This is a genomic window from Bacillus infantis (genome assembly GCF_020171945.1).
In the GTDB taxonomy this organism is placed as follows: Bacteria; Bacillota; Bacilli; order Bacillales; family Cytobacillaceae; genus Bacillus_AB; species Bacillus_AB infantis_A.
In genome coordinates, this window is record NZ_JAIVAP010000018.1 from 79032 (window position 1) to 89520 (window position 10489).

Sequence of the window (10489 nt, forward strand, 5' to 3'; positions counted from 1 at the left end):
AAATGGTGTGTAGTGATGGTGGAGGTGTATGTTTGTGTCTGAGTCCAGCGCAACAACAGAGATCATGGTAAAGTTACCGCAGCATCTTTTAACCGAGTTAGAAAGCTTTGTTAAGCAGGAGAATGTCAATCGGAGCGAATTCATTTATCAGGCAACGAAAATGTATTTGCGTGAGCGGAAGAAGAGACAAATTCGTGAGTCGATGAGAAGAGGCTACATGGAAATGGCAAAAATTAATCTGACGATTGCATCTGAGGCATTCCAAGCGGAATATGAGGCAGAACACACAGTTGAACGTCTAGTAAGCGGAGGATAATCCTTTGATTGTCAAACGTGGCGACGTTTATTTTGCAGACCTATCCCCAGTTGTTGGTTCAGAACAAGGCGGCGTACGTCCAGTACTTGTCATCCAAAACGACATCGGGAATCGGTTCAGTCCCACAGTAATAGTTGCAGCCATTACAGCCCAAATTCAAAAAGCTAAGCTGCCTACTCACGTTGAAATTGATGCGAAGCGTTACGGTTTTGAACGAGACTCTGTCATTCTGTTGGAACAAATTCGTACAATTGATAAACAACGCTTAACCGATAAGATAACCCATCTCGATGACGAAATGATGGAAAAAGTGGATGAAGCTTTGCAAATAAGCTTGGGTCTAATTGAATTCTAGTTATAAGCACGCACGCTCTTTCAAGGGTGTCTTTTTATAACACACAGATTCGCTGTGTCTTCCGGAAAACCAAGAGATAAAGGATTTGCTTTATCTCGGGTACATATCAAATTTTAACCTACTTAATATTGTGTATCTGCTGAGGACAAGCATGTGTGTTGCTTGTCTTTTATTATGTCTTTTTTTCACGGGGCAGGAAAGATTGCAAAGGTTTAATCCTCCGGAAAGCGGGTATAAATAAAAGTCTTTCTTCTAGTTCCAATACTTAGAGGTTTTATTTGACTGTGCCTAACTGTTATCATTAAATGGTATATATATATATATATTTTGTTTACATTTTTAAATTTGGTTTACAAGTGCCGGGTAACTCCATCTTTAGAAATATTTGTATGTTAAAATAGGGAGGATCAAATGGATAAAAAGGTTTTGGATTATATTCAAGCTCGAAAAGATGAGATCTTCAAGGAATGGGTTAGCAGCACGAAGGAAAACGCGGATGAACGGGTGATACGCGTAGTTTCAGACCAGGTTTTTACAGGTACGAGCTATGAGTTCATTGATTTGATCATATCGAATATAAAGGGGACGAATGAGGAGTTCGCCTCCAAGCTGTCCGATTTTGCCGAAAAAGTAGTCAGGCTCGGGTGGCCGCTTAGTTTTGTGACAAAAGGGCTGCAGACCTTCGGAAAAATCGTTTCTGATGGAATGCAGGAGGAAGGGCTGATTACGCCTGGGAACCAGCTGGACATCATCAAGGATTTTGAGAGCTGGATGACGCCTGTCTCCAATGAAATCGTCGATATGTATTCCTCGACCTGGGAAAGAACCGTCTCCCTGCAGAAAATTGCCCTTCAAGAGCTGTCTGCTCCATTAATCCCTGTTTTTGAAGGTATTACTGTAATGCCCCTGGTGGGCACCATAGATACGGAACGAGCAAAGCAAATCATGGAGAATCTCCTGAATGGAGTGGTCAAACATCGATCTGAAGTGGTTTTAATAGATATAACAGGTGTGCCTGTCGTTGATACAATGGTGGCACATCATATCATCCAGGCAGCAGATGCCGTCCGCCTGGTGGGCGCCAAGTGCATGCTTGTCGGGATCAGGCCTGAAATCGCCCAGACGATCGTGAACCTGGGGATCGACCTGAATCAATTTACAACGAAGAACACACTGAAAAAGGGAATTGAAGCAGCACTTGAGCTGACTAGCCGTAAAATTGTAGCTGTGGAGGGAGAACAGTGAGAATACCTATATTAAAATTGCATGACTGTCTGCTAGTGTCCATTCAATGGGAGCTTGATGACCAGACAGCACTTCAGTTTCAGGAAGACTTGCTTCATAAGATCCATGAAACGAGTGCAAACGGGGTTGTTATAGACTTAACATCCATTGACTTTATCGATTCTTTTATTGCCAAGGTCCTTGGCGACGTTATAAACATGTCCAAACTGATGGGTGCAAAAGTCGTCATTACCGGTATACAGCCAGCTGTAGCTATTACGCTAATCGAATTAGGCATAGGGTTAGATGATGTCCTTACTGCATTAGATCTAGAAAAAGGTTTGGAGAAACTTCAACAGGAATTGGGGGATTAAACTGTATGGGTATCCAATCCTGCGTAAAAATCATTAATGAATGGGACATCGTAGCAGCACGCCAGCTGGGGCGCAATGTTGCAAAGGAGCTTGGGTTCGGTACAGTGGACCAGGCCCGTATTACGACGGCCATCAGTGAACTGGCCAGGAATATATATTTATATGCCGGACAAGGTCAAATATGTATAGAGAAAATTTATGACGGCGGCAAAGCGGGATTGCAGATCGTAGCAGTGGACAGCGGCCCTGGAATAAATGATATGCGCCAAGTCATGGAGGATGGGTTCTCTACCTCCGGCGGACTGGGAGCCGGTTTGCCTGGGGTTAAGAGATTGATGGACGAATTCTACATCAGCTCATCGCCCGGAGACGGTACAGATATAAGAGCGACTAAATGGCTTCGTTAGGGGGAGGCATTATGGATTTCCGAGAAATGATGGAATCAAAGTATCGGGATATTCTAGAGAATTATTTAAAAGACCAGTCAGAACAGACTCTGTATCAAGGTCAAAAATTCAGTAGAAAATCCATTGAACATAAAATATCACCAGAGGAAATCATCAGTCTTCACAAAAGTCTTTTGTTTGAAATTTATCCTGAGCTTCCCGAAAATGTACTTCATTCCTTTGATGTACTGCTTGAAGTGATGATCGGCTACGGACTTGCTTACCGTGAGCACCAGAGCTTAAGGCATAAACAGGAAGAATTGAGGTCCGAAATGGAAATTGCCGCGAACGTCCAGCAGACTCTGCTCGGCACGAGCGTACCAGCCGTCGATTCCCTTGATATAGGGGCAATCAGCGTTCCGGCAAAACATATGAACGGGGACTATTATCATTTTGTTCAGGATGAGCATAATAACATAAGCATTGCCATTGCCGATGTCATCGGCAAAGGAATTCCAGCAGCCTTGTGCATGTCAATGATCAAATATGCCATGGACAGCCTGCCGGAAAACCGGCATGAGCCAAGCAGTGTGCTTGAGAACCTGAACAGGGTCGTAGAGCAGAATGTCGATCCGAGCATGTTCATTACCATGTTTTACGGAATGTACAATACGGAAAGCCATCTTTTCCATTACGCTTCTGCAGGCCATGAACCCGGTTTCTATTATAATGCCGAAAAAGATGAATTCAGCGAGACGACGGCCAAGGGACTGCTGCTCGGGGTCGACAAGCGGACGAAGTATAAGCAGTTCGAGAAGGAGGTTCATCCCGGGGACATGATTGTGCTCATGTCGGATGGGGTGACTGAGTGCCGTACAGATGAAGGATTCATTGAAAAGGATACGCTGATTGGGTATATTCGCAAATATATCCATCTCAGCGCACAGGAGATAGTTACAAATATTTATAAAGAACTTGAAAAGCTTCAGCATTTTCAATTGCGTGATGATTTTACTTTAATAATATTAAAAAGGAATGTTTAGCGTTTCATCGCGCCGGGTATAAGGTAAGAGCAATTGACATGTTAAGAGGTGGGGTCTAGTTATGAATATTACGATAGATTTGAAAGAGAATGATACATTGGTACAAGCTAAAATCAGCGGAGAAATTGATGCATATACAGCTCCGAAGCTAAGAGAATCATTATTCCCGCTTTCCGAAAAAGAGGCAGTTGAAATGGTTGTGGACCTCTCGGAAGTATCTTATATGGACAGTACAGGATTAGGTGTTTTTGTCGGGGTTTTCAAAAATGTACGCTCCAACAATGGCAAGTTTCAGATTGTCGGCCTTTCTGAACGTCTTAAAAGGTTGTTCGAAATTACGGGACTAGCCGATATTATTGACATTAACAGCCAGATTGAGGGTGGGGTACAATGAGTCAACCGTTTGATTATTTAGAGATGAAAATTCCGGCCAAGCCTGAGTTTGTCGGGGTTATCCGGCTGACCTTGTCAGGCATCGCTAGCCGAATGGGATTTTCATATGATGAAATAGAAGATTTGAAGATCGCGACGAGTGAAGCTTGCACAAACGCTGTGCAGCATGCGTACAAAACGAGTGAAAAAGGTGAAGTGGTTATTGGCTTTGGGCTATATAACGACCGTCTTGAGGTAATGGTGGCTGACAGCGGTAAAAGCTTTGATTTCCAATCTGCACGCGAAGGCATTGGTCCCTACGACCAGACCGATTCTGTTGAATTTTTGCGTGAAGGAGGACTGGGCCTTTACTTGATCGAGACATTGATGGACGAGGTTAGAATCCATCATAAAGAGGGTGTGACGGTCTTTATGACCAAGTACCTGGAAGGAGAGCAGGTGGAGAGGGATGCAGAAACAATCTCAACCTAACCAGAGATCCAAAGAAGAAATTAATGAATTAATAAAAGCCTACCAGGAAAATCAGGATGAAGAAGCCCAGGAAATACTCGTAAGAAACTACAAAGCCCTGGTTGAGACGATTGCCAGGAAGTATTCTAAGGGACGCTCCTACCATGAGGATATTGCACAGGTGGGAATAATTGGCCTGCTTGGAGCCATTCGCCGATATGATGAAACCTTCGGGAAAAGCTTTGAAGCTTTTGCTGTCCCGACGATCATCGGGGAAATCAAGCGATTCCTGCGCGATAAGACATGGAGTGTGCATGTTCCGCGCCGGATCAAGGAATTGGGGCCGAAGATAAAAACAACGGTCGAAGAACTGACAACCCAGCTTCACAGATCACCGAGGGTTGATGAAATAGCAGATGAAATCGGGGTCTCAGAAGAAGAAGTACTGGAAGCAATGGAAATGGGCAAGAGCTATCAGGCTCTTTCTGTCGATCACTCCATTGAAGCCGACTCTGATGGCGGAACGGTTACCCTTTTAGACATTGTAGGCAATGTGGATGAAGGATTTGAAAAGGTCAATCAGCGTATGGTGCTTGAAAGAGTGCTCCATGTTCTGACCGACCGCGAAAAACAAATCATTCAATACACCTATCTGGAGAATATGAGCCAAAAAGATGCCGGCGACAAGCTTGGCATTTCCCAAATGCATGTGTCAAGGCTGCAGAGAAGGGCCATTAAAAAGCTCCAGGAAGCGATCAATGCTGAAAGCAATAACTCGGAGTGCCTTTCATGACGCATATTGTCAAAGATAATCTCGAGGTCCTCGCTCATCAGACAGCAAAAGAAGGAAAGTCCCAATGTGGGGATGGCTATTTTTTTACAGCAACAGAGGAATACTTTGTCTGTGTCCTGGCAGATGGACTGGGAAGCGGCCAATATGCCCATGAAGCATCTTCTGCTGTCATCCAGGTGGTAGAAGAGAACCATCAGGAAGATGTTGATACCCTTATGAAGCTGTGCAATAAGGTACTGGTTCAAAAAAGGGGAGCTGCTGTTTCGGTATTCAAGGTTGATCTTATCAATAGAGAATTTGTGTATAGCTGTGTCGGGAATATCAGATTCTTTTTGTATTCAGCAGCAGGCAAATTGACGTATCCGCTCCCAGTAACAGGCTATCTGTCCGGAAGGCCGCAGGTTTTCAATACACAGCGGTTCAATTATGAAGCTAAATCAAAATTTCTCATCCATTCGGATGGCTTTAATATCAGCGGAGTAAAATCACTGCTAAAAAGTTTTATGCCGATTGATTGTATTGCCGAAGAAATTAAAAGCAAATATTCAAACAGCACTGATGATTCAACCTTTATTATTGGGAGCCTGCTCTAATGAGAGCCGGCTTTTTCTTTTTGTTAAGGAATTTATAAATTATACACTTGTGAATCTTAATCAATTCTTGATCAACGTCCAGCAGCTGCACCGGGTTTATGCGGACGCTGCCACTGGACGTGGCGTTCTTAGTCTGCGTTCCTTAAGGGTGATCAGGCTCTTGCGCTAATGTTCGTTTGGGAAACTTCGATACATTTGATAAAATAGTAGTAAATTGAAGGTTGTGGGGGATTGAATTTGGAGAAGACTGCGCATAAACAGGACGAGATGTTAAAGCTCGTGTCAGCTGAATTGAAGATAAACAGCAAACAGGTGAAAAGTGTTATCAGCCTGCTGGAGGATGGCAATACGGTTCCTTTTATTGCCCGGTACCGGAAAGAGCAGACAGGTGCATTGGATGAGGTGCAGATCCGGGATATTATGGAAAGATGGCAATACATACAAAATCTTGAACAGCGGAAGGAAGAAGTGCTGAGGACGATAGAAGAACAGGGGAAGCTGACGCCAGAGCTTGCTGCTCAAATCGGGAAAGCGGTTAAATTGCAGGAGGTAGAGGATCTGTATCGCCCTTATAAGCAGAAGCGGAGAACTAAGGCTACCCAGGCCAAGGAAAAAGGGCTTGAGCCATTTGCTGAATGGATGCTTGCGTTCACCAGAGAACCGGTTGAAGAAAAAGCGGCTGCATTTATTTCTGAGGAAAAGGCAGTAAAAACAGCTGAGGAAGCCATTGCTGGTGCCAAGGATATCATTGCCGAAATGGTATCTGATGATCCGGAAAGCAGAAAATGGATCAGAAGGGAAACCTTCAAGAGCGGCAAAATTGAAACTTCTGTAAAAAATGCAGTCAATGATGAGAAAAAGGTCTATGAAATGTATTACGAATATGAGGAGCCGATCAGCAAAATCGTTCCTCACAGGATACTGGCCGTAAACCGCGGGGAAAAAGAGGATATACTCAGAGCGGCAATCCGGCCGAATATAGATATGATGCAGAATTATTTGAAGAAAAAATGGATCAAGAATCCTTCTTCTCCCTCAGCTGTACCGGTCAGCGAAGCGATTGAGGATGGATATAAAAGGCTGATCCAGCCGTCCATCGAGCGGGAAATCAGGAATGAACTCACGGAGAAGGCAGAAGAACAGGCCATCCATATCTTCTCGGAAAATTTGAGGAACCTTCTGCTTCAGCCGCCTCTTAAAGGAAAGGTTGTACTTGGGGTAGACCCGGCATACAGGACAGGCTGCAAGCTGGCAGTTGTTGATGAGACGGGAAAGGTAATGGACATTGGTGTTATCTATCCTCATCCCCCGGTCTCTAAAACAAAGGATGCAAAAGAGAAAGTAAAGCAAATCATTAAAACTTTCAAAGTTGAAATGGTAGCGATCGGAAACGGTACAGCATCAAGGGAAACCGAGCAATTCATTGCTGATATCCTGAAGGAACTGAGCGGCGATGTTTATTATATTATCGTCAACGAAGCCGGAGCGAGTGTTTATTCAGCATCCGACCTTGCCAGGGAAGAATTTCCGGATTTTCAGGTGGAAGAACGCAGTGCTGTATCCATTGCCCGCCGCCTGCAGGATCCATTGGCCGAGCTTGTTAAAATTGATCCCAAATCAGTCGGAGTGGGCCAATACCAGCATGATGTATCTCAAAAAAGGCTGAGTGAGTCCCTTACATTCGTCGTTGAAACAGCTGTAAACCAGGTCGGCGTCAATGTAAATACAGCATCATCTTCTCTCTTGCAGTATGTGGCAGGCTTATCAAAGACAGTTGCCAATAATATTGTTAAGAAAAGGGAGGAAGAAGGAAAATTCTTATCAAGGGTCCAGCTGAAAAAGATTCCCAGACTGGGAGCCAAAACCTATGAGCAAGCTATTGGCTTTCTGCGCATCTCGGGTGGGAAAGAGCCGCTTGACAGGACAAGCATCCACCCTGAAAGCTATCAGGATGCGGTCAAGCTTTTGGCCAGGCTTGGATTTAAAACGGCTGATATTGGATCAGAAGAGCTGAAAGCAGCACTTGCCGGAATTGATATTAAACAAACCGCGGCAGAGCTTGAAACAGGTGAACTGACACTGAAGGACATCATTGATGCTCTCAGGAGCCCTGCGAGAGATCCCCGTGATGATCTCGCTAAGCCTATCCTGAAAACAGATGTTTTAAAACTGGAAGATTTAAAGCCTGGCATGGAGCTTCAGGGAACAGTCAGGAATGTGGTGGATTTTGGCGCCTTTGTCGATATCGGCGTAAAGCAGGACGGGCTTGTCCATATATCAAAGCTGCGGAAACAATTTGTTAAGCATCCACTGGATGTTGTATCGGTGGGAGATGTGGTGACAGTGTGGGTCGACAGCATTGACAGCCAAAAGGGAAGAGTGGCTCTGACCATGCTCTCTGATCAATAATCAATTACAGAAGGAGGAGTGTCTAGTATGCGCTCCCCCTTTTTATTAGTTCACTGCAGGTGTTTCTTTCTATAGAAATACCAGCACTGGTTCAGCAGTTTAATCTGGTATCGGTTTTTCTCCAGGAATGCACGCTGAATCTGATTTTGAAACCAAGTAGGCATAGGAACCCTCCTGTAGTAAAATCTGTATATATAGCCTATGCAGGGTAAGGTTGTCACGTGAACCCGAGCTGCTAATAAAACAAAGTAAAAAGGGCATAACAAGAAAGGATACAATGGAATGAACGATCAGGAACTCCAACTGCTGACTGAAAGGATTTCAGATGAATATTTTCAAAAGCCATTCCGGCACAAAGCGTATTTTAACCCGCGTTTGCGGACAACCGGAGGCAGATATATCTTAAGTACCCATAATATTGATATAAATAGAAGTTATCTTGATCAGCTGGGAAAAGAAGAGCTGATCGGCATCATCAAGCATGAATTATGCCATTATCACCTCCATCTGGAGGGGAAGGGATATCAGCACAAAGACAAGGATTTCAGATTGCTGCTAGAACAAGTGGGTGCACCAAGATTTTGCTCTGCTTTACCTGACAGGCCAAAGAGGAAGGCTGCAAAAATGATTGCCTATACCTGCTCAGGCTGCGGCCAGCTCTATAGGAGAAGGCGGTCGATCAATACCTCAAAATATGTATGCGGAAAGTGCAGAGGAAGGCTCGTGAAGTCAGGAGAAATCAAGCCGGATCAGGTTTAAAATAGTCCTATTAATTTTTTTAAAAAACATAGTTGACTTTTGGGTTCTGGGTTCTTATAATAGTAAGAGTCGATAAGATGTTAAAGACATTCCGCAGTAGCTCAGTGGTAGAGCATTCGGCTGTTAACCGAACGGTCGCAGGTTCGAATCCTGCCTGCGGAGCCATATGGGGAAGTACTCAAGTGGCTGAAGAGGCGCCCCTGCTAAGGGTGTAGGTCGGGCAACCGGCGCGAGGGTTCAAATCCCTCCTTCTCCGCCAGATACAACCTGGCTCAATTATGGCCCCTTGGTCAAGCGGTTAAGACACCGCCCTTTCACGGCGGTAACACGGGTTCGAATCCCGTAGGGGTCACTTGTAATTTATTGTTTCCTAAAAAATGGTCCCGTGGTGTAGCGGTTAACATGCCTGCCTGTCACGCAGGAGATCGCGGGTTCGATTCCCGTCGGGACCGCCATTTTTCTCAAAAAGGATATTGGGCTATAGCCAAGCGGTAAGGCAACGGACTTTGACTCCGTCATGCGTTGGTTCGAATCCAGCTAGCCCAGCCATTTTTTGAGCCATTAGCTCAGTCGGTAGAGCATCTGACTTTTAATCAGAGGGTCGAAGGTTCGAGTCCTTCATGGCTCACCATTTATTTTCTATATGCGGGTGTGGCGGAATTGGCAGACGCACCAGACTTAGGATCTGGCGCCGCAAGGCGTGGGGGTTCGACTCCCTTCACCCGCATCAGCATTATTTACCAGTTGATATTCAGATGATTACCTGGTATAATAAATCTTGCTGTCACTTATATTGTGCGGTCGTGGCGGAATGGCAGACGCGCTAGGTTGAGGGCCTAGTGGGGGTTAACCCCGTGGAGGTTCAAGTCCTCTCGGCCGCACCAAAAAAACTTATTGACAACCAAGTTTGGTTGTGATAAGATATAAAAGTTGCTTCTTGATTAGAGCAATTGAAAATATGCGCCCGTAGCTCAATTGGATAGAGCGTCTGACTACGGATCAGAAGGTTATGGGTTCGACTCCTTTCGGGCGCGCCATATTTTACGGGGAGTAGCTCAGCTTGGTAGAGCACTTGGTTTGGGACCAAGGGGTCGCAGGTTCGAATCCTGTCTTCCCGACCATGAGTATTTTGATTATAATATGCGGGTGTAGTTTAATGGTAAAACCTCAGCCTTCCAAGCTGATGTCGTGGGTTCGATTCCCATCACCCGCTCCAATTTATTTTAGAGATTGTTCTTTGAAAACTGAACGAACAAAAACGTCAACGTTAATCTTATTTTTATCAGAGCTAAATCTTACTCTTATATGGAGAGTTTGATCCTGGCTCAGGACGAACGCTGGCGGCGTGCCTAATACATGCAAGTCGAGCGGACGGATGGGAGCTTGCTCCCTGA

The 10489-nt window shown here is 44.8% G+C and carries 13 protein-coding genes, 11 tRNA genes and 1 rRNA gene; 24 read left to right on the forward strand and 1 reads right to left on the reverse strand.

The window, feature by feature from the left end; translation table 11 throughout:
- Positions 1–34: 34 nt before the first annotated feature.
- The 11 genes from LCM00_RS19750 to LCM00_RS19800 all read left to right on the forward strand — a co-directional run bounded on the left by LCM00_RS19750 (position 35) and on the right by LCM00_RS19800 (position 8336).
- Complete coding sequence (locus LCM00_RS19750) at positions 35–316, forward strand: CopG family ribbon-helix-helix protein (RefSeq protein WP_009795786.1); 282 nt, start codon at positions 35–37, stop codon at positions 314–316.
- A 4-nt stretch (positions 317–320) separates the two neighbouring features.
- Positions 321–671, forward strand: a complete 351-nt coding sequence (ndoA, locus tag LCM00_RS19755; protein WP_009795787.1) for a type II toxin-antitoxin system endoribonuclease NdoA — start codon at positions 321–323, stop codon at positions 669–671.
- A 411-nt stretch (positions 672–1082) separates the two neighbouring features.
- Positions 1083–1916, forward strand: a complete 834-nt coding sequence (locus LCM00_RS19760; RefSeq protein ID WP_224905272.1) for an RsbT co-antagonist protein RsbRA — start codon at positions 1083–1085, stop codon at positions 1914–1916.
- A complete protein-coding gene (locus LCM00_RS19765; RefSeq protein ID WP_009795789.1) occupies positions 1913–2269 on the forward strand; it encodes an STAS domain-containing protein in 357 nt (118 codons plus the stop codon). Before LCM00_RS19760 ends, LCM00_RS19765 begins: the two co-directional genes overlap by 4 nt.
- Positions 2270–2274: 5 nt before the next feature.
- Positions 2275–2676 (forward strand): anti-sigma regulatory factor, encoded by a 402-nt coding sequence (locus LCM00_RS19770; protein ID WP_009795790.1) that lies wholly within the window; start codon positions 2275–2277, stop codon positions 2674–2676.
- A gap of 11 nt (positions 2677–2687) precedes the next feature.
- The gene (locus LCM00_RS19775; protein ID WP_148976795.1) at positions 2688–3698 is read left to right on the forward strand and encodes a PP2C family protein-serine/threonine phosphatase; all 1011 of its coding nucleotides are present in this window, start codon (positions 2688–2690) and stop codon (positions 3696–3698) included.
- 61 nt (positions 3699–3759) lie between these two features.
- Positions 3760–4092 (forward strand): anti-sigma factor antagonist, encoded by a 333-nt coding sequence (locus LCM00_RS19780; RefSeq protein ID WP_009795792.1) that lies wholly within the window; start codon positions 3760–3762, stop codon positions 4090–4092.
- Positions 4089–4562, forward strand: a complete 474-nt coding sequence (gene rsbW / locus LCM00_RS19785; protein WP_101552667.1) for an anti-sigma B factor RsbW — start codon at positions 4089–4091, stop codon at positions 4560–4562. Before LCM00_RS19780 ends, rsbW begins: the two co-directional genes overlap by 4 nt.
- Complete coding sequence (gene sigB / locus LCM00_RS19790) at positions 4540–5334, forward strand: RNA polymerase sigma factor SigB (protein ID WP_009795794.1); 795 nt, start codon at positions 4540–4542, stop codon at positions 5332–5334. The genes rsbW and sigB overlap by 23 nt, the downstream gene beginning before the upstream one ends.
- Positions 5331–5927 carry a PP2C family serine/threonine-protein phosphatase gene (locus LCM00_RS19795; RefSeq protein WP_224905275.1) on the forward strand — a complete coding sequence of 199 codons (597 nt, stop codon included), beginning with the start codon at positions 5331–5333 and terminating at the stop codon, positions 5925–5927. Before sigB ends, LCM00_RS19795 begins: the two co-directional genes overlap by 4 nt.
- 267 nt (positions 5928–6194) lie before the next feature.
- Entirely contained in the window at positions 6195–8336 is a 2142-nt protein-coding gene (locus LCM00_RS19800) for a Tex family protein (RefSeq protein WP_224905284.1), read from the forward strand.
- 50 nt (positions 8337–8386) lie between these two features.
- Here LCM00_RS19800 and cmpA read toward each other — a convergent pair whose 3' ends face one another.
- On the reverse strand, positions 8387–8500 hold the full coding sequence (gene cmpA, locus LCM00_RS19805; RefSeq protein WP_009795797.1) for a cortex morphogenetic protein CmpA: 114 nt from the start codon (positions 8498–8500) through the stop codon (positions 8387–8389).
- Positions 8501–8618: 118 nt separating this feature from the next.
- Between cmpA and LCM00_RS19810 the strand changes: the two genes are divergently transcribed.
- The 13 genes from LCM00_RS19810 to LCM00_RS19870 form a co-directional block, all read left to right on the forward strand.
- Entirely contained in the window at positions 8619–9095 is a 477-nt protein-coding gene (locus tag LCM00_RS19810) for a SprT family protein (protein WP_224905276.1), read from the forward strand.
- Positions 9096–9185: 90 nt separating this feature from the next.
- A tRNA-Asn gene (locus LCM00_RS19815) sits at positions 9186–9260 on the forward strand.
- Positions 9261–9263: 3 nt separating this feature from the next.
- Positions 9264–9354, forward strand: a tRNA-Ser gene (locus LCM00_RS19820).
- A 21-nt stretch (positions 9355–9375) separates the two neighbouring features.
- Positions 9376–9447 (forward strand) — tRNA-Glu (locus tag LCM00_RS19825).
- A 27-nt stretch (positions 9448–9474) separates the two neighbouring features.
- Positions 9475–9550, forward strand: a tRNA-Asp gene (locus LCM00_RS19830).
- A 19-nt stretch (positions 9551–9569) separates the two neighbouring features.
- A tRNA-Gln gene (locus tag LCM00_RS19835) sits at positions 9570–9644 on the forward strand.
- 6 nt (positions 9645–9650) lie between these two features.
- Positions 9651–9726 (forward strand) — tRNA-Lys (locus LCM00_RS19840).
- A gap of 14 nt (positions 9727–9740) precedes the next feature.
- Positions 9741–9822, forward strand: a tRNA-Leu gene (locus tag LCM00_RS19845).
- Positions 9823–9892: 70 nt separating this feature from the next.
- Positions 9893–9979, forward strand: a tRNA-Leu gene (locus tag LCM00_RS19850).
- Between the two features lie 76 nt (positions 9980–10055).
- A tRNA-Arg gene (locus tag LCM00_RS19855) sits at positions 10056–10132 on the forward strand.
- A gap of 7 nt (positions 10133–10139) precedes the next feature.
- Positions 10140–10216 (forward strand) — tRNA-Pro (locus tag LCM00_RS19860).
- 21 nt (positions 10217–10237) lie between these two features.
- Positions 10238–10311: transfer RNA gene (locus LCM00_RS19865), tRNA-Gly, on the forward strand.
- An 86-nt stretch (positions 10312–10397) separates the two neighbouring features.
- Positions 10398–10489, forward strand: a 16S ribosomal RNA gene (locus LCM00_RS19870); the annotation flags it as partial.